9 protein-coding genes, 1 tRNA gene and 1 riboswitch are annotated in these 20,179 nt (G+C 57.3%); of the genes, 1 reads left to right on the top strand and 9 read right to left on the bottom strand.

Annotation, left to right across the window (positions count from 1 at the left end):
- Window positions 1–42 precede the first annotated feature (42 nt).
- The 4 genes from OGM81_08765 to OGM81_08750 are packed head-to-tail and all read right to left on the bottom strand — an operon-like array spanning window position 43 to window position 7,279.
- Window positions 43–3,549 carry a SpoIID/LytB domain-containing protein gene (locus OGM81_08765; GenBank protein UYJ42432.1) on the bottom strand — a complete coding sequence of 1,169 codons (3,507 nt, stop codon included), beginning with the start codon at window positions 3,547–3,549 and terminating at the stop codon, window positions 43–45.
- Window positions 3,550–3,580: 31 nt separating this feature from the next.
- Window positions 3,581–4,882 (bottom strand): competence/damage-inducible protein A, encoded by a 1,302-nt coding sequence (locus OGM81_08760; protein UYJ42431.1) that lies wholly within the window; start codon window positions 4,880–4,882, stop codon window positions 3,581–3,583.
- Window positions 4,879–6,078 (bottom strand): tRNA 4-thiouridine(8) synthase ThiI, encoded by a 1,200-nt coding sequence (thiI, locus tag OGM81_08755; protein UYJ42430.1) that lies wholly within the window; start codon window positions 6,076–6,078, stop codon window positions 4,879–4,881. The genes OGM81_08760 and thiI overlap by 4 nt, the downstream gene beginning before the upstream one ends.
- Before the next feature lie 43 nt (window positions 6,079–6,121).
- Complete coding sequence (locus OGM81_08750) at window positions 6,122–7,279, bottom strand: cysteine desulfurase (protein UYJ42429.1); 1,158 nt, start codon at window positions 7,277–7,279, stop codon at window positions 6,122–6,124.
- A gap of 152 nt (window positions 7,280–7,431) precedes the next feature.
- Here OGM81_08750 and OGM81_08745 point away from each other — a divergent pair.
- A tRNA-Leu gene (locus tag OGM81_08745) sits at window positions 7,432–7,518 on the top strand.
- 107 nt (window positions 7,519–7,625) lie between these two features.
- On the opposite strand, the gene OGM81_08740 is transcribed toward OGM81_08745, so the two are convergent.
- From OGM81_08740 to OGM81_08720, 5 genes are all read right to left on the bottom strand, one after another.
- A complete protein-coding gene (locus OGM81_08740; GenBank protein UYJ42428.1) occupies window positions 7,626–7,883 on the bottom strand; it encodes a tyrosine-type recombinase/integrase in 258 nt (85 codons plus the stop codon).
- 297 nt (window positions 7,884–8,180) lie between these two features.
- The gene (locus OGM81_08735) at window positions 8,181–11,126 is read right to left on the bottom strand and encodes a response regulator (GenBank protein ID UYJ42427.1); all 2,946 of its coding nucleotides are present in this window, start codon (window positions 11,124–11,126) and stop codon (window positions 8,181–8,183) included.
- The gene (locus OGM81_08730) at window positions 11,102–13,006 is read right to left on the bottom strand and encodes an ABC transporter substrate-binding protein (GenBank protein ID UYJ42426.1); all 1,905 of its coding nucleotides are present in this window, start codon (window positions 13,004–13,006) and stop codon (window positions 11,102–11,104) included. Before OGM81_08730 ends, OGM81_08735 begins: the two co-directional genes overlap by 25 nt.
- A 341-nt stretch (window positions 13,007–13,347) precedes the next feature.
- Window positions 13,348–16,191, bottom strand: a complete 2,844-nt coding sequence (locus tag OGM81_08725; GenBank protein UYJ42425.1) for a transporter substrate-binding domain-containing protein — start codon at window positions 16,189–16,191, stop codon at window positions 13,348–13,350.
- Window positions 16,192–16,455: 264 nt separating this feature from the next.
- A riboswitch (cyclic di-GMP riboswitch) is annotated at window positions 16,456–16,530 on the bottom strand.
- Between the two features lie 549 nt (window positions 16,531–17,079).
- The gene (locus OGM81_08720) at window positions 17,080–19,926 is read right to left on the bottom strand and encodes a transporter substrate-binding domain-containing protein (protein ID UYJ42424.1); all 2,847 of its coding nucleotides are present in this window, start codon (window positions 19,924–19,926) and stop codon (window positions 17,080–17,082) included.
- Window positions 19,927–20,179: the final 253 nt, after the last annotated feature.

Raw genomic sequence — 20,179 nt, 5'->3', positions numbered from 1 at the left:
ACGAATCCCCCCGCGGAAAACTCCGCAGGGGGATTTTCTGTTTTAGTAGGTTGTCAACGTTGTGCCGACGAAGTAGTGGGTCAGGATGTCGCGGTAGCTCCAGCCGTTGCGGGCATAGCCGATGGCGCCCCACTGGCTCATGCCGCAGCCGTGGCCGTAGCCGTACACATCAAAGATGAAGCAGTCCAGATCGGCGTTGTAGCTGACCGTGAAGCACTGGCTGCGCAGGCTGCGGCCGTCCACGCTCTGGCGGGCCAGCAGGTTCTCGCGGAACCAGCGGCCGCTGACGGTGCCCACGCTGGCATCCGGGCCGACCTGGATCTTGGCCACCCAGCCGTATTGGTTGGCGGACTGGATGGTGAACCAGCTGTTGGGGTCCACGCCGGAAAGGTCGATGTCCATGACCTCTTTGATGCGATCCTGCAGGGTCTGGCGGGAGAAGCGGGCCGTGCCGCTGGAATTGCCGTTGGTGTTCCAGTTGGTGGCGATCTGCTGGTCGTAGGGGCTGTCCACGGCCTGCAGCCAGGCGCGGTCGTTGCCCCAGACCTCGGCAGCCGAGGCAGTGCCGGTGCTGGCGGAGGCGAAGTAGGGCGTAAAGCAGACCTGACCGTTGTAGGTCACCAGCACGTGGGCAACCTCCTGGGCAGCGGCCAGCGCGGCAGCTCCCGGCTCGGCCCCCAGCACGGAGGGGTAGCCCGACTGGCTCAAGATCCAGCAATGGGTGGCCACGCATTGGGCCTTGTAGGCCTCGGCGGGGGCGCTGGAGCCAAGCTCGTTCTGGGCCACCATGGCCAGGCAGCGCACCAGGTCCATCGTCTGGGCGGTGCCGTTCATCGTTACATTGATGGTCTCGCCCTCGGTGCTGGTGCCTCCATTGTTGGTGTTGTTGTCGCCGCTGTTGTCCGGCGTATCCGGCGTGGTACCACCGTTTTCGGTGCTGTCGCTGCCGTCGGCGGTGCTGTCCGCCGGGGCGGGCGTGGGGTTGGCGTTGGCGATCTGGTCCACCGTCACAGTCTGCTCGGGCAGGGTGCCTTCAGCGCCCTTGTTCAGGTCGGTCTCGGTGGCGTTGGCCGAGCCTGCCACATCGGTCAGGCCTGCCATCAGCTTGTCAGCGCTGGCAATCAGCGCGTCAGTGCGCTGCTGCATCTCGCTGGCGGCCTGGCTCAGGTCGGTGCTGGTGTCAGCGCTGTCGCTGGCCGTCTGGCTGCTGCCGCGGTTGGCGGCAGTAGCGGCACTTTGCTTGGCGTAGCGGTCGATGCTGGCACCCAGCAGGGCGCTGACGGTGGGCATCGGCTGGTTTTTACTCTGGTACTGCACGGCAGTCAGCAGCGGGTCATCCGCCGCCGTGATGGCCGATGCGTTGAGCACCTCGGCCTCGCCGTCCTCGATGAGGCGGCCGGTGACGCAGAGCCGCACGCCCGCGTCCTCGCTGGGGGCGGTCAGGGTCAGGAAGCGGGATGCGTCCCCCACTTCCACCTCGGTATCCCACAGGCTGCGGGCCTGGATGCCCGCCACGAAGCGGAGGTAATCGTAATAGCTGGACAGGTCGGTGCTGCCGTAGAGGTCGAAAGCACCGTCGCCCTGCTCGGCGGGGTCGTAGTAGTAAACGGCCAGCACCTTAAAGCGGTAGGCGTGGCCCGGCAGGTAGAGGGTAAAGCCGCTGTTGGCCTTGATGCCCTCCTCAGTGGTAAGCGGGGTGAGCAGGGCGTCGGTGGAGGCCAGCACCGTGTTGCCGGGGGCGGTGCTGTTCAGCGCGCTGGCTGTGGCAAAGCGGGTCTGGGCAGTTTCGCCGTCAGCGTTTTCGGCAGTGGCAGTATCAGCCGCGTAGACAAAGCGGCCCTCCATACCGGGGAAGCCCAGGTAGCCTACCACGCCGGGCAGCTTCTCGGTGCCCTTGGTCAAGTAGCTCTCGGCAGTATTGTCGTACAGGGCTGTGCCGTAGCTCTTGGCAGCGGGGCGTGCACCCAGGTCATTGCTAAAGAACCACCACAGCGCCACTGCGCCGCCCACGATGACCAGCGTCAGCACCACCAGCACGGTGATGACCATACGGCGGCGGCGCTTCTCGCTCTTTTCGATCATGGCAAGGCTGTGGCTGCGGATGCTGTTTTCCGCGCCGGGCTTGTCCCCATGGCGGCGGCGCGGCGGCGGGGCCGTATCTGTGTCGTCGCTGTCGTTGTCATCAAACAGGCGGCTGGCGGCTTTGGTAAAGTCCTCGGCGCTGGTGGCGCGGCCTGCGGCGGCATCGGCTTCGTCCGCCGCCTGGGCAGCAGCCAGGGCCTCGGGGTCAAGCTCTGCCGAGAAATCCGGCACATCATCGTCCAGAATGGACGGCGCCGGGCTGCGGCGGATGGTATGGCCGCTGGTGCTGGGCAACTCGGCTTCGGGGGCGGCAAACGGTTCACCGTCCACTTCGGGGGCCGGGGCACGGCGGTTCACCCGCAGACTGCGGGCGGTACGGGCGGCTTCTGGGCCGGCGGTGCGGATGTCCAGCGGGTCGGTAGTGTTTGCAGCCGCGGCGGGGGCTGCCTCGTTTTCCTCGTCCAGCTCCGATTCAAACCGGATGGTACCGGTGGGTTCGGACACTGTCGGGGGTGCGGTGTGGGTGCGGCCCACATTCAGGTGGCGGGTGGCGCCCACAGCGGTTTCTGCTGCCGGGGCAGGCGGCTCGGGTTGAGGCGGGGCCACCGGTTCGGCGGTGTCAAAGTCCAGCATCGGCTCAAAGTCTGCCGTGCGGTCCGGCTCGGTGGTGGGCGGTGTGCGGCGGCGCAGCGAGAACCGCACCGTGTTGCCCCGCTCACGCCCGGCCTCGGACACGATCAGCAGCGGCCGCTCCCGCCCAGGGCGGAAGATGATGCAGGAATCGGTCAGCCGCAGCCCCAGCACGCGGCGGCGCAGCAGGTCCAAGATTTGGTTGCCGATGGTGGCATCGTTCAGATCCGGCGGCAGCGCGCAGGCGGCAGCACCGTGGTTATCGCAGATCAGCACAAAGGGGCACTGGCCCACGGTAGCGGGCATGTACACGGCGGCAAAGTCCGCCCCGGCGGCCTGCATGGCGGCCAGGGCGCGGCCTGCGGCGGCCTGCACCACATCGCCGGGGAATTTTTTCAACAGCTGGGACGGCACCGTGATCTGCTTTTGCTTTTCGGGGTCAGCGTAGCTTTCGGTGCCAAAGTCAAACACAGCTTCGCTGTGGGGCAGCGGCTGCAGCAGCGCACCAACCAAACGGCCCGTAGTTTCATCCGCCGCCACCAGCAGCTTGCGCTTTTCCAGCAGGGTGTCCAGCGTGGCCTGGGCCAGGCTGGTCTCGCCAGTGGCAAACACATCATCGCCAAATTTGGCGCGCAGGCGCTGCACCCATTTTTCGCAGTACTGCTCGGCCATGGCGCGGTTGGGCGCACTGACCTGCACGCAGACGGCAAACTCGCCGTCCCGTTCCAGCAGGCGCAGGCCGGGGCAGCCATCGGCCCGTGCCTGACGCAGCACCGCCGAAACTTCCGCCGCCGTGGGGCCGAAGACGCGCAAAATTCTCAGTTCTGTGTTTACCATGTTGAACCTCTACTTCAGGGGCGCTCCCCTGTCAAATATCCATTGTGTCTGCCGGGGTATCAGGGGTGATGGCCAGGCTGTCCGGCACAGGCAGACCCAGCGCCATGCGGCGCAGCATATCCAACGCGTACATGGCGGCGCGGGCGCGGATGACACTGCGCTCGCGATAGCCGCCCAAGGTCAGCCGCATGAGGCAGCCCGTGTTGGTGCGGGCGTCGGCGCCAGCCAGGTAGACCGTGCCCACCGGCTTGTCGGGCAGTTCTCCGCCGGGACCGGCCAGGCCGGTGATACCCACGGCCAGCTCCGCGCCGGATTCTTTCGCCGCACCAAAGGCCATGGCTGCAGCCACGGGGCCGGAAACCACGTTGTACTGTGCAATCGTCTCTGCCGGGACGCCCAACAGCTTTTGCTTGGCGGCCTCGGCATAGGTGACAAAGCCGTAGCCAAACACCTCGCTGGAGCCGGGCACATTGGTCAGCCGCTCGGCGATCATGCCGCCGGTGCAGCTTTCAGCCGTGGCGGCATGCAGGCCTTTTTCCCGCAGCACGCGCACGACAGTGTATTCCAGCGCAGGCACGTCCACATCATAGGCGGCATCGCCCAAAATCCGGCGGAACTCCTCCAGCCGTTCGCGGCAGGCGGCCTCGGCGGCTTTGGGGGTTGTTTCCCGCGCAGTTACGCGAATTTCACACTCGCCGGTCTTGCAGTAGATGGCGGCAGTGGGGTTGGTGCTTTCAAACAGCGGGGCCACCTTGCTGGCGATGGCGCTCTCGCCGCCCAGCACCCGAAGCGTGTGGCTGTGGATGGTGCAGTTCTGGCGGGCCAGCAGCAGCGGGCGCACCTGCTCCAGCCACATGGCCTTCATCTCCCGGGGCACGCCGGGCATCAGGGCGGCGCAGTGGCCCTGGGCATCCTCAAACCAGGCGCCGGGGGCGGTGCCGTGGTCGTTGATGATCTTGCGGCCGTTTGTCGGCACCATGGCCTGCTTGCGGTTATTCTCGGTGGGGCGGCGATTTGTCCGGGCAAAGAAAGCCAGAATTTTGTCCCACTCGGTCTCGTCAAAATGCAGCGTATCGCCAAAGACCTCGGCCACTGTCTCCTTGGTCAGGTCGTCCTCGGTAGGGCCTAAGCCGCCGGAGAAGATGAGCAGGTCGCTGCGGCTTTTAGCCTGGGTCACCAGCTCCCGCAGGCGGGCGGGGTTATCGCCGATGACGTGCTGGTGCAGCACGCTGATGCCCAGCTCGGCCAGTTCGCGGCTTAAAAACTGCGCATTGGTGTTTAAAATGTCGCCCAGCAGCAGCTCGGTGCCAACGCAGATGATTTCAGCGGTCACAGCAGATCATCCTCTTCCCCACCCATACGGATGTAAATTTTCTCGACATTTTCAGCAGCTTCCGCTTCCAGCGCCAGCAGGTCGGGCATACCCGCCTCAGCCGCCAAAATTTCCTCCATGGTGGGGCTGGTCTTGGGGTGCGGCGGGGTGAAGATGGTGCAGCAATCCTCGTAAGGTTCGATGGACGTCTCAAAGGTGCCGATCTTGCGCGAAATAGCGATGATCTCGGTCTTGTCCATGCCGATGCAGGGGCGCAGCACGGGCAGATCCTGGGCGGCGTCGGTGCAGGCCAGGGCCGCCATCGTCTGGCTGGCCACCTGGGCCAGGCTCTCGCCGGTGATAAGGGCCTGCAGTTCCAGCTTGGCGGCCACACGGTTGGCGATGCGCAGCATGCTGCGGCGCATCAGCACGGTGAACAGCACGTCGGGGGCATTATCTCGGATATACTCCTGCGGCTTGGTGTAGGGCACGACGAAGAGCGTGCAGTTGCCGGTGTACTCCACCAGTTCCCGGGCCAGGTCGCGTACCTTCAGCTTGGCGCGCAGGCTGGTGTAGGGCGGACTGGCAAAGTGGATGTGATGCAGCGCCAGGCCGCGGCGGGCCATGCACCAGGCGGCGACGGGGCTGTCGATACCACCGGAGAGCAGGTTCAGCGCACGGCCGCTGGTACCTACCGGCAGGCCACCGGCGGCTTCCACCTTGGGGCCGTGGACGTAGGCGGAGTGGTCGCGGATCTCAACCATGACTTCCAGCTGAGGGTTGTGCACATCCACCCGCAGGTGGTGGTGCTTGTCCAGCAGATAAGCGCCCAGCTCGCGGCAGATCTCGGGACTCTTCATCGGGTAGGTCTTGTCGGCGCGCTTGGCTTCCACCTTAAAGGTGCGGATGCCCCGCAGCGTCTCGCCCAGGTAAGCTTCGGCGGTCTCGCAGATGGCGTCGAAGTCCTTGGGGCACTCCACCGCGCGGCTCATCTTGACGATGCCGAACACGTGGGAGACGCGGCGGAAGGCCTCGTCCATGTCCAGGCCCTCTTCCTTCGGCTCGATAAAAACGGTGCTCTGGGCCTGGTAGACTTTGAACTTGCCCAGCGGCTCCAGCCGCCAGCGGATGATCTTGGACAGGCGTGCTTCAAACTTGCCGCGGTTCAGACCTTTCAGGGTCATTTCGCCCTGGTATGCTAGGATGATCTCTTTCATTATACAAAAACGCCTTTCGTTGGTGGGTGTTACGCTTTTACATTTAAATGTGCTGCAGTTCGCGCAGGCCGGCGCGCAGGCCGTCCAGCAGGGCGTCCACGTCCTCGGGGGTGTTGTCGGCGCAGAAGCTGACACGCAGCGCGGTGCGGATGGTCAGGTCATCGCAGCCCATGGCTTGCAGGGTGTGGCTGGGCTCGCCCTTATCGCAGGCGCTGCCGCCGGAGACGAACACCAGCCGCCCGTTGAGGTAGTTGATGAAGGTCTGGCTGTTGATGCAGCCGGTGGAGAAGTTGACCACCTCATCCACGGCGTCATCGGGGGAATTCAGCGTGATGCCGGGCAGCTCGGCCAGGCCGGTGCGCAGCTGCCGATTCAGGGCATGCAGGTGGTCGTCCTTGGTGCGCAGGCGCTGGGCGCCTTTGGCAGCCGCCAGGCCCAGGCCCACGATATAGGGCGTGTTCTCGGTGCCGGGGCGCATGCCGCGCTCCTGATGGCCGCCAACGTAGGGCGGGTGCAGCGTCTGGCGCTGGCTGTCCCGCACGAAGAGTGCGCCGATGCCCTTGGGGGCGTGGATCTTGTGGCCGGAAACGGACAGCGTGTCCACGCCGGGCCACTTTTGCAGGTCGATGGGGATGCGCAGCCAGGCCTGCACCGCGTCTACATGGAAGTGGGTGCGGCTGTTTTTAGCCTTGATGCCCTTGGCCAGGGCAGCAATGTCCTGACGTGCGCCGGTCTCGTTGTTGACGGCCATGCAGGCGGCCAGGACGGTGTTTTTATCCACAGCAGCGAGGAATTTCTCGGTGTCGATATGACCGTCCCGCTCCGGGGCGATTTCCACGACGGTGAAGCCTTCCTCTTTTAAAGCGCGGATCGGCAGCTGCACGCTGGGATGCTCGAAGCCGGTGACGACGATCTTATTGCCCCAGTGGCGGCGGGGCATCGCGGCACCGTAGATGGCCATGTTGTTGCTCTCCGACCCGCAGGCCGTGAAGTAAATTTCATCGCTGCGGCAGTGCAGCGTTTTGGCAATGCGGGCGCGGGCCGTTTCGATACCGTCCTGCGCGGCCACGGCGGGGTCGTACAGGCTGCTGGGGTTGGCCCAGAGTTCCACCAAAGCATCGTGGATGACCTCGGTCACGGCGGGGTCCACGCGGGTGGTGGCGGCGTTATCCAGATAATGGATCTGCGGGTCGGAAAGCATAGACATTCCTCACATTTTGAACAAAATTATACAGGATAAATTATACACGCCCAGGGCCTAAAAAACAACTGGTCCTGCAAAAAAATACGCCAACTTCCACCTGCCCGCTTGACTTTTTTGCAGGGAGCAGGTATAATAATATAGTTTCCTGTGCCGGTGTGTTGGAATTGGCAGACGAGACGGACTCAAAATCCGTTGGTGGTGACACCGTATGGGTTCGACCCCCATCACCGGCACCAATCGTACCTAAGTGGTTTTTACCGCTTAGGTATTTTTTGTTTGGCAGACAAAACGGATTTATTTTCCGTTGGTTTTGGCGGACAAGTTCGACCAACGGAGTTTTCTCCTAAGCGATTTTTTGCTTGGGAGATTTCTTTTTTTCGGGGAGTTCGCCAAGATTGATTTTGCTTGCAATCATGTTCGCAGCCTCCATTTTGCTATCCACGTCAATGTGGGCATAAATATTGGCCGTGGTGGAAAAGCTGGAATGTCCCAGCCACATCTGTACCTCTTTCATTGTGACTTTGTTCTTGATAAGCAAGCTGGCGCAGGAGTGGCGGAGGTCGTGATAGCGAATCGGGCGGAAACCGTTCTTCAAGAGCATTTCGGGGAAAACCCGTGTCACATAGTCCGGGGGCACAAGATACCGGCACCGTAATCTTTACCGTCAGCGTTGATGAAACACCGCCCCCCTAAAGTATAACAGCACCAGCCGTCACGTCTCCGTGGCAGCTGGTGCTGTTTTATAGGCACAACGACAGCAGCGCCCGGGCGGCACAGGAAGAAAAGCCCCTGCTGCAGCTTTCAATGGCGCTGACAAATGAATGGCAAACGGGCTTTTTGCGCTCGAACCAGCAGAATATGCGCCTTTGCCAATTCCTGATTCTGAAAAAATAGCGCATTACAGTATTTTGCGCATCTCCTGCACAAGATCGGCAATCACGATGGGCTTGGACAAGAAACCGTTCATACCGCTTTCCAGGGCGTTGCGGCGGTCCTCATCAAAGGCGTTCGCCGTCATGGCAAGAATGGGGATGCACGCCAAGGCAGAGTTTTCCAATTCGCGGATGCGGTGGGTGGCGGTGTAGCCGTCCATGATCGGCATCTGCACGTCCATCAGTACCAAATCGTACTGCCCCGGCGCTGCGGTGCTGACCTTTTCCACGGCGACCGCGCCGTTTTCGGCGGTATCGACCTCAAAGCCATAGGCGTTCAGAATCTCCACGGCAATCTCGCGGTTCAGCTCGTTATCCTCGGCAAGCAGGATGTGCTTACCCTTAAAGTCGGTAGTCTTTTGGGGCAACACGCCCTGCTCCTCCTGCGCCTGTTTCTGCCCGATGGCGGTCATCAGCGTGTCGCGCAAGTCAGACAGGAACATCGGCTTGGAGCAGAACGCCGTGACACCGGCTGCCTTTGCCTCCACCTCAATGTCGGACCAGTCATAGGCGGTAAGGATAATAATGGGCGTATCATCGTGCAGGCTGCGGATCTGGCGGGTGACCTCAATGCCGTTCATATCCGGCAGACGCCAGTCGATAATATAGGCCTTATAGGTATCGCCCATCTCGATGGACTGCCGTGCGCGCAGCACTGCCTCCTTGCCGGAAAGCGTCCACTCGGCACGCATACCCACCTTGACCAGCATCTTGGTCACGCTGTCGCAGGTGTTGAAATCATCATCCACCACCAGCGCCTTCAGACCCTCCAGCTCGGTGATTTTTACCGTCTTGCGGTGTTCTTCCTGCACGCGCAGCGGCACACGAACGATAAATTCAGAGCCTTTTTCCGGCGCGGTCTGCACCTCAATGGTGCCGCCCATCATATCCACAATGTTTTTGGTGATGGCCATACCCAGCCCGGTGCCCTGTATTTTGCTTACCGTGGAGGTTCGCTCGCGCTCAAAGGGTTCAAAGATTTTTTTGGCAAACTCCGGGCTCATACCGATGCCGCTGTCTTTGACGCGGAACTCATACTGCCCGCAGCCGCCGACCTTGCCGGCGAGCTGGCGCACCCGCACCGACACGGTGCCGCCTGCGGGGGTGAACTTAATAGCGTTGGACAAAAGGTTCATCAGAACCTGATTCAGCCGGGTCTTATCGCAATAGACGTCCTCATCGGTAATATCCATTGCGTCCATATACAATTCCAGCTGCTTTGCGTAAATCTGCCCGCTGACGATGGTTTTTATGTCGTGCAGCACATCGGACAGATTGACCTCAGTTTCGTCCAGCTGGATTTTTCCGCTTTCGATGCGGCTCATATCCAGAATATCATTGATGAGCGAAAGCAGGTGGTTTCCGGAGGCAAGTATCTTGGTAAGGTATTCCTTCATGCGGTCCTTGTCGTCCAGATGGCTGACTGCCAGCGTGGTAAAGCCGATGATGGCGTTCATGGGGGTGCGGATATCGTGGGACATATTGGAAAGGAAGGTGCTCTTGGCGCGGTTGGCGTTTTCGGCGGCGGCAACGGCATCCGAGAGGGCCTGATTCACCTGCCTGTCGGCGGTGCGGTCAGACAAAACCAAAATGTACTTGGTTTGTCCCTCGACCTCGCTGCCCATGGCAACCACATGGAACCAGCGCCGTTCCCCTGTTTTCTGATGTACATACTCCATGTCCCATTCGCGCTGTTCGCCGCCCGCAAGCCCTTCCAGATAATTTTTGGTGCGGTCGGGGAAATCCTTCGGGTGCAGCAGCGCCAAGGTATTGATATTTTCGCGCACACTCTCCCGCGTCAAACCCAGCAGCCGTTCCATGTTCGGGCTGAGATAATCTGCCTTGTAGGTTTGTGCATCCAGCATCAGGAAAACATCGTCCACGTTTTGGGACAGCTTTTGGAACAGCTCGTCCCGGCACAGAATCTCGTAATCCTTGCGGCGCAGCTTGACGTGACCCCAGCGCGTAACCAGCAGAATGATCAGCACGGCAATCGTCAAAACAATGCCGGTTACAATCTGCACCGTGCGCAGCCAAAGCTGATTCATACCGGCATTGACGACATCTACGGGGACAATGCCCGCCATGATCCAGTTCTGGACACCGGCGCTCTCGTAGACCAGATAGTATCTTGTGCCGCCCAGCGTCACCTCACGGTTTCCGCTGGCACCTTTTGCAAAGTCGCTGACAAGCTCTTGCATCTGCGTCTCGGTAAGGTCGGAATAATCGCGCAGTACCGCAACAAGGTTATAGATGGATTCCTCGCCCTCTGCAATATCTTCAATCACGACCTGTCCATCCGGGTAGATGACATAGCTGCTGGCAGCACCGCCGAAAGCCGATTCGTCCACAGTTTTCATCACGTCGGCATTGTAGCGGCTGATGGCGATGGCATCGTAGGCAAAGCCGCGGTAGACGCCCTTGGTTTCGGGGCAGATAAACACCAGCATCGGGTCCTGCCCCGGCAAAGCCGTATTCATCACAACGTCGTCCTGATCGGCAAGCAGCTCGTCCAGATTGCTTTGCAAGCCAAGATAGCCCGTTTCACCGCCGGGTGTCATGTAGTTGCCGTCGTAAGAAAGAAAGTAGAATCCGGCAAAGCCAAGCTCCTTCTGCGCAGACTCCAGATACGCCTGCGTTCCGTCATCGTCGGGGTTGCTGTCCAGAAAGCCGTTCCACAAATGCAGATAGGAGATGTTTTTGTTGGCGATCATGCTCAGCATACTGTTGGATTTATGCAGAATTTCATCCAGATGCGCGGTGCTTTCTTCGTAGACGGTTTTGGATACAAACGAAAGGTACTGCACGCTAAGGCAGACAAAAAACGCGATTACCAGCAGAACAGCAGCGGCGGTCAGCCCTTTGCGCGGAAAACGGCGCTTTGTTTTCAGTTTTCGCTTATCATCTTCCATAGCGTTTTACCCCCCCCCCCTAACGTAATATAGCTTTCCGGCGCGGCAAGCATCACGCTGCCGCTGCAAACCGCATCGCTCCAAGTGTTTTTGACCGTGGCTTCCCCGCGCTCAAACGCGCCGGTTTCGTCCTGCAGCAGCGGCATCATCTGCTTTTCTGTCGCCAGGCAGGTCACGGTAACGGTATCATCGTCCCGCAGGGGCTGCCCGTTGCGGGTAACGCCGGTCAGCGTATAGCTGCCGTCGTTCTCCTGTACCTGCAGGGCGATGCCGCTGACCACCGGCAGGGAACCGCGGTTGAACGGGGTAAAGCCGCCCTCGCAGCCCTCCACAAAGGCGCGCAGGGTGTCCTTCAGCTCGGCGCCCGTCATGGTGCGCTGGTACGACATAAGCCCGTTGGGCATGATCATGGCGCGCACCGCTGCCTTGGTATAGTCGGCCTGCAGCACGCTGCCGGTAAAGCTGCTGGCGGGTGCCACCAACACATCGGTGCCGTAAAGCCCGCGCAGCGTGTTTGCCATAACCGAGAAGGACGCATTGCCGCCGTTTTTGTGGAATACATTGGAATAAGCGGTTTCGCTGGTCAGCACAATGTCGCTGGTGTCGGGCTTTTCCCCTGCCAGAAGCTGGGCATTAAACACTCGATAGGCTTGCTCGGCGTCATATTCGCCCGCGATCATCTTGGAGACCACATCCTGCGAGATGGCAAAGAAATCGTTGGAGGCGATGCGGATATACATATGGTTTTCTTCCACCACCGAGCGCACATCCTTCATGGTGTCGGTCAGGTGGTAGCTTACGCTCTGGCTGTAGCTGAGCAGGTCCTGCCCTTCCGCAAGGATCTGTTCCTGCGCATCCTCCGACAGCATGACGTGCAGAACCTGCATCGCCTTTTCGCGCCGCGCGGCGTCCTGCTCCAAATCGCGGTTCAATGCCACTTGGAAGTAGGGCGTGGTCATCAGCCACTTTTCCCCGTTCTGGCTGAAGATCGGCAAAAAGGTTGCGTCAATACCCTGCTCTTGGAACATCCCTACACCGGCGGAGGAGCCGAAGTACATGGCAAGCTGCCCGTTGCCGAACATCTCGACCACGTCATCGTAATTCAGCTCCAAATCCGCCGCCGTAAGACCTGTGTCCTGGATGAACTGCTCCATACGCTCGAAGCCGCCCGGCCACACGGTATCGTCCAGCCCGACACGGGTGTTGTTGGCGGGGTCGCTGTAGGCGGTGCGCCATTTGCGCCCTGCTATGGTCGTAAGCTCACCAGCAGAAAGCCCCTGCAGCGTTTCCATGCAGGTGTAGTCGTACAGATAATCGGCGGTATAGCCGCGGATGCCCACTTCCTCAAAGGCTTTGCAGGCAGCGACAAAGCCGGCGTAATCGGTGGGCAGCGGGATGCCGTACTGCACAAAAAGGTCGCGGTTGACCACAAGACCGTGGGCATCGGGGCATACGGGCAGCCAGTTTACACTGCCGTCCTCATTTTTGAAGCTGTTGAGGTAGGTATTGTAGATGGCACCCGCCTCGTTGGTGGTAGCAAGGTTCATCAGGCTGTCCTTTAAGGGGGCAGCATCGTGCAGGGAGAAACGGCAGCAGGTGATAATGTCCGGCAAACCGCCGTTTTCCTGCAAAAATTTGTAGAAGTCCAGATCGTTGTTGCCTACGATAAACTCAATGTTTACATCCGGCAGCTGCGACTGCACGTAGGGAGCGTACTTTTCGTACAGGTTGTTGGTCCACAGATATACCTGAATGGTTTCGGCGTCCTCCTGCGCCTGCACTGCCTCGGTGCTTTTTCCGGCGCATCCGGTCAGCAGGGACAAGCTCAACACCATGGCTACAAGCAGGGCAAAAACTTTGTACAGTCGTTTCTTTTTCATCCAATTGTTCTCCTCACGGCCTGAAGACAGCCTGCCCTTATCCGGCAGGCTGCCCGGGCTTTTTAACAATACCATCACGACCTATAAAAATACTGCTGTAATTTCTTTGCGGGGTTCCTGTTTCGTGCGCCGCGTTCTGCAAAGTGCGCGGGCAATGTCAGACAGGATAATTTGAATATTTTATCATGATAACGACAAGATTCCAACATCCATTCCATGTTTTTATAAACATATTCAAAAGCTATACAGTTGTCAAAATGTTGACAGCCGTGCCTTTGCTTCGCCGGTTATTGAATTTTTATCTTTACCAGAAACCACCTGCCTTGATTTGCAAAAAGCTGTCATGACTTATTCAGATTTCTCGCAATGACTTTGGCTACCTCTGCCACATTAAGAGGCTTGGAAACATGACCGTTCATGCCCGCATCCAGAGAGGTCTGCACATCCTCCGCAAAAGCGTTGGCCGACAGTGCAATGATGGGGATTTCTTCTGCATCCGGGCGTTCCGCCTGCATGGCGCGGATGGCTTTTGCTGCCTGCAGTCCGTCCATTTTCGGCATCATAATGTCCATCAGGATAATGTCATAGGTACCCGCCGGGTGATTTGCAAACAGGTCGACAACCTCCTGCCCGTCCGCCGCACGGGTTACGATCATCTCCGAATCCTCTAACAGTATCGCGGCAAGCTCGGCGTTCAAATCGTTATCCTCTGCCAGAAGCACCTTGATCCCTTTCAGGCTTTTGCGCTTTGCCGGTTTCTTTGTTTTTTCGACCTTTTCAGAGCTTGTCAGCTCCATGGGGATTTCCACGGTAAAGGTCGTGCCGACTCCCTTTTTGCTTTCCACCGCAATGGTTCCGCCCATCAATTCCACATATCTCTTTGCGATGGGCATACCCAGACCTGTGCCTTTATACTGCGTTCTTGCGTCGTTTTTCTCCTGTTCGAATTCGTCAAAGAGCTTTGTCTGGAATTCCTCGCTCATACCGACTCCGGTATCCTGAACTCGATAGCAAACCACCCTGTGCTGTGCATCGGCTCCCGGACGGTTGCTCACATCCAGACGGATCGTACCGCCGTCATTGGTGAATTTTACGGCGTTGTTCAGGATGTTGACCAGAATCTCCCGGATGCGGACAGGCTCCGTCATGACATAGGGATTCTCCATCGGTTCACGGTGTACCTCAAAGTTCAGGCTCCGGTTCAGAAGGGTACCGTTTATGATCTCAATTGCACTATCCGTAACGGCGGTGATATCTGCCGGAACCGGGGAGAATACCACCTTTCCGCTTTCGATGCGGCTCAGATCCAGTATATCATTCAACAGGGACAGCAGATGATCCGAGCTGTCCTCGATTTTTTTCAGGCAGTTGTGGATTTCGGGTACAGAATCCTGATGCAACGCGATATTCGTAAAGCCGATGATGGCATTCATCGGGGTACGGATATCGTGGGACATATTGGAAAGGAAGACACTTTTTGCTTTGCTGGCGGCCTGCGCCTGCTCTGCAAGGGTGGTCATTTCTTCTGCTTTCTGCTGGGCGGCAAGCTGTAATTCTCTGCGCGTCTGCAAACGGCTCATAATAATGATCAGCGTGACTGCCATACACGAGATAAATACGATGATAAGGACAGCCGCAGCCGGATGCAGGCGGATCATGTCTGCAAAGGTCAGATTTGTCGCTTTATATGCGGTGTACTGCGCCGCAAGATCCTCGACAAGATTCTCCGGCATCGCGTACATTGCCTTTGTCAGGATACCTGCCAGCGCGTGATTTTCCAGGGAGGAAACCACCATGCGGTAGCTGAAGGTGGGCTGTTCCAGCGGCGTGTAGGTCATGGTGCCTGTCGTGTCGCCGTTGATAAACGCCTGCGCCATATAATAGTAGACAAACGCTGCATCCGCCTTGCCGTCACGGACAGCCTCCATCATCTCCTGACGGGTACTGCACATCAGTTTTTCCGCACCGGGTGCCAATGCATCTTCGATTGACTTGGCCACGGTCTGATTGACCGTGGTGACGACATGGATGTTCCCGTCAAAATCTCTCCGCGTCACCCTTGCCATGCGCATCGTGATATAGGGTGCGGTCAATCCCCATCCTTTGGTTTCTGCGTAATTGTCCGTATCCAATCGTGCATCAATGCTGATGTCTACCGCGGTCCTATCGCTTTGATACGCGATATATTCATCTCTGGTTGCGGGGACAAGAAATTCATAGGAAAGCCCGGCATAGTCCGCTATCTTCCGGAAATAGTCCGGGAGAATGCCCTTTACCTTGCCATCTTCTGTATAAGAATAGGGATACCGGGTCGGGTCGCACAGGATGTGAAGGGGATTGTCCTTGGAATATTGGGCGATGATGCGCTTTTCTTCTTCCGTATACTCCAGATTTTTGGCATCAGCGCTTTCGTAATTTTTGCTATAGAGGGTCGTTTTCCAGTTGCCCTCGGCGGCGTTCATCTGATCGATTGCATAATTTACCTGGTTCAGAAGTTCGGTATTTCCTTTTTTGACGATCACATAAATATCACTGCTGCCGAATTTTTCAAGGATGCGCTCGTTGTTTGTCCTGTACAGGGAACTGGTGACCATGGCATCGACCGTTCCGTTCTGAAGGGCCTTTGCCATCTCCTCAGTCGAATCGAAATAAACCGATGTGTAGGTAAAGCCTTTGGCCTGTGCATACTCTGCAAATTCAACATTCCGGGAGTTTCCGTTCAGGAGTGCAACACGCATCCCATTGTAGGTACTGTATTGCCCCTCAACGATAGCAGTATTATCGCCGCGGATCGTCAGGATATCGTTGCTGGTTCCGATGGGACGGGAAAAATCAAACAATTCTTCGCGGTCAGGCGTTTTGCTGGCAGAAGTGACCATGTCGATCTCGCCGTCCAGCAGCATCTGCTGCATATCCTCCCAGCTTTTGTCATAGCCGATGTACTCATAGTCTGCATCCCAATAGCGCGCCATCAGGCGGAGGAAATCATAGCCGTAACCGCTGCGGTTTCCATCTTCATCTATCATGTGATAGCCGTCCATCGCAAAAAAGCCAACGCGCACGTGCTCATGCTGGCTTTCCGCCTCTTCCGCACGCGCCGGGAAAGACAGCAGCGCCGTTAGAATCAGCATCGCTGTCAGAATGGCCAGTTCCCTGTAAACACCGGCTCGCTTTATAAGATTCATAGTACAATCCCCTCTGCCTTTATATGTATGGCGCCTGAAAAAACAAACAACGCTTTCAAGGTATGGCGAACCCATACCTGAAAGCGTTATCTAACCTTATAAAACAATATTTGCGGGCAACCGAAAACGGCAGAGCATTATAGTTGCTCTGCTCTGCTCCGCTCTGTTCTGTGGTCAGCATATCGCTGTGCATTCACCCTTGTCAACCCATGTTTTCAAAAAAGAACACAAAGCTACTGATGACAGAAAAAGCAACAATTTCTTGCTGGCAACTGGCTGACCCAATGGGTCCCTATAGCTTTGCGTCGCCGGCTTGCGCCGGGTTTGCTTATGAACTTGGATGCAGATATTATACCATATAAGTCGTCGATGGACAAGTCAAAAATCATAATAAATTCAAATAAATTCATTTTTTGCTGCTTACAGAAAAGTTGTACCGGAACACATTGCTGTTTGAAAAATGGGCGGCGTTGGTGATTCTATCATCTCTCTGATTTCGCCTCGCCCGGCTTGGTCGTGATGAGCTTATATACCGCCGTGTCCTTGGGTTCCAGATGGGAAGATTGGCTTCTAAGGCAATACCGCATAATTCTAAGTGCCGATACGGCGAGCGAGGTGCGGCAGCTGCTAAGCCAAAAGCGCAGATAATACTTTGTGTATTATCGAGCATTTTGGCAACGCAGATGCCGTGCCGCAGCCGCCGGAGCGGTGCTTAAGCCGTAAGGCGGGAATTATGCGGTGTTGCCCTAAGTCAGAATCACTGCTATATAGACCAAAAAAGCCGCCGGGGATGCCTTCCAAAAACGGGAAGGCTCCCCGGCGGTATTCGTTTACAGGTTGTATTGCGGTCTATGGGTCGTTCTTATATACGACGACTTTCTGTCCGCATCAAAGGTATTTCCGCAGGGTCGACACAAGAATGTTCATATCGATCGGCTTTGCGATATGGTCGTTCATCCCGGCATCCAGTGCCGCTTGTCTGTCCTCGGAAAAGGCATTTGCCGTCATCGCGACAATGGGGATATTCGCCTTTTGGGGGTCGCCCATCCTTCGTATCACTCTTGCCGCATCGTAGCCGTTCATCACAGGCATCTGGATATCCATAAGGATGATCTGATACGTTCCGTTTGCCGCCTTTTCCAGCATATCCACACATTCCACGCCGTCTTTTGCGCGGTCTACCGTGCAGCCTTCCTCCTGCAATAGCTCGGCGGCAATCTCCGCATTGAGGTCGTTATCCTCGGTCAGCAGAATTCTTGTACCGCACAGGCACTTTTTGTCCGAGGGGTTGATTTCTCGTTTTGCCTGTGCTTCCTCCTCGGACGCAATGCGGCTGGGAATAGTCACGGTAAACGTGGAGCCGACACCGATTTTGCTCTCCATCTCCACGGTGCCGCCCATCAGCCCGACCAGCTTTTTCACGATGCCCATCCCGATGCCGCTGCCTTCCACCTTGCTGACGGTGGACGTGCGTTCCCGTTCAAACGGCTCAAAGATACGCTGCTGGAACTCCTGCGACATGCCGATGCCGTTATCGGCAACCGTAATCACCGTATCGCACCAGCCCGCTTTTTCGCAGGGCTTCTGCGTAACATCGCAGCGGATCGTGCCGCCGGTTCCTGTGTATTTGACAGCGTTGCTGACAAGGTTTGTGCAGACCTCGGTCAGGTGCGGGATATCCGCATAGATATACGGGTGCAGCAAGTGCGTGGTCACCGTAAGCGTCTGATTCTTGCTGTCTGCCTGATTCCGGAACATGGCAATGCAATTCCGGAAATCCTTCTCGACATCCGAAACCGAATACTCCATCTCCGTCTTATCGTTCTCGATGCGGGCAAGGTCCAGCACATTGTTCAGCAGCATCAGCAGGTTCTGCCCGCACACCTGAATGTTCTTCATGTATTTTTTCAGCTTGGCAGGGTCGTCCGAATGTCGGGCGGCCAGGTCTGCGTAGCCGATAATGGCGTTCATGGGTGTGCGGATGTCATGCGACATATTGAACAGGAAGGTGGATTTGGCGCGGTTCGCGCTCTCGGCGTTTTCCGCAGCGATCTGCAATTTTGCATTCAGCTCCTGCGTGTCGTTGGCGGCTTTTCTTGCGGCAGCTTCGGCTTTGCGCGCCTTTTGAAGCAGCTTCAGGATCGCGAGCAGAATAACTGCCACAAAAATGCTGCCGCCCAGCAGAACCATAACGAAGTTGTCCCTTATAAACTCGCCAAGGGTAACCTTCCGCGCGGCGCTTTTATACATCGCCAGAGCGCCGGTAAGCATATTGGCCGGCATGGCCTTGATCGTTTTGTTCAGGATGGACAGCAGGATGCGGTTTCCGCTGTTGACTGCAAAGCAGGATTTGGCGGGGTTTGGCAGCGGAACGCTGTAAAAGTCGTATTTTTTACTGTAATTTTCCTGGCTGCTGACCCCTGTGACAAAGCAGTCCGCCTGTCCGTCCTTGACCAGCTTTGCCGCGTCCTCCTGTGTAGCACAGTCCACGATTTCCCACTGCGGATAATAAACCGCAAGGTACCTTGTCAGCGAGAGCTTGTTTTGGGGAACGGCAACGCGGTTCGTTTGGTTTTCGTCAAAGTGCTGTTTGTTCGTGACCGCCATCATGTTGGAGGTCCACGTTGTGTTGGTGCAGGCAACGCGGTACTCTTCCGCCAGATTGGGACTCTGGTCGAAATGGAAAACCATGTCGATTTCGCCAGATTTCAGCGCATCGAGTTCCGCTTCTTTGCTGTCATAACCGACCATCTGGAATTCCAGTTCCTGATTGCCCAGACAATCTTTGGCAAACTGAATATAGTCGGTGATTGTCCCGGTAATCTCCCCTGTGGCAGGGTCATAGGTGCTGACGCCGCTGTCGCTTGTCAGAAAGCCCATCTTGATGGCACCGTGTTCTTTGACCCACGCCTTTTCCTCGCCCGTAAGGATGGGGGTATAATCCAGCGAGAAATACCGTTTATACAGATCCGCTATATAAAAAGGCTCCGATTCGTCCAGCGCGCGCATTGCACTGTCCAGTTCTTCCTTGATGTCGGGGCGGTCTTTGTTGATTGCATAGTAGATGCCGGAGCTTCCCACGCGGGTTATGGTCGAGATGCCAAGCTCTGCCCAGAAGGCTTCTTCCAGCGAAACAAAGCAGTCGATTTCGCGGTTTGCCAGCTTTTGCTTTACATCCTCATTGTTGGCGATGTTGACGTGCTGCGTTTTCAGGTCGTATTTTTCTTCCCATTCGGTCAGCATCACCTCCGGCTCGGTTCCCATCAGAACGCCGATTGTTTTGCCGTTCAGCGTTTTGAAGTCGGAAGCGGTGATGTCCTCGCGCGAAAGATCGGCGTAGAGGTAGTATTTTTCTTCGCCCATCGGCTCGTCCGAAAACAGCATTTCCTCGGCGCGATCCGGCGTATAGGAAATATCCCCCATAATGTCGATTTCGCTGTTTTTGAGTTTTTCAAAGCAGTCGGACCAGTCGCAGCTCACATACTCGAACTGCCAGCCTGTATAGCCGGATAAGGTCTGCAGCAATTCGTAGCCGTAGCCCTTTCTTACGCCCTTCTCGTTGACATAGTTGAAGGTGTCCTCAAACGAGCCGACACGGACGACCTTGGCGGGGGCGGTTTCTGCGGCAGCCTTCACGGGGAGCAAGGCTGACAGCAACAGCAGCAGGCACAGCATTGCACAGATGCTTTTCCTTATCGGGGTCTGCATGGCTTTGCGCGTTCCGGAGTTTCTCATTCTTTCCCATCTTTCTCCGCTGATTTCAAAAATACCATGGAAGCATCATCCCCGTCTGGTTGTCAGCAGCTTTTTTGAACAGTATATACCAATGAATACAATATGTATTATAGCATTGCCGCAGAATCGTTTCAAGATTTTTTTCGTTATTTCGTTATGTGGATATAAAATTATAACTAACGGTTGAGCCGGTAGCATGAGCAGCCCTGACCCCGCCTTGCATAAGTCTACGAGCCGCCAGCAGATAGTCGTT

The organism is Oscillospiraceae bacterium (assembly GCA_025758045.1).
Taxonomy (GTDB): domain Bacteria; phylum Bacillota; class Clostridia; order Oscillospirales; family Ruminococcaceae; genus Gemmiger.
Note: the sequence above shows the minus strand (reverse complement) of the source record. Positions and strands in the feature narration are given on the sequence as shown.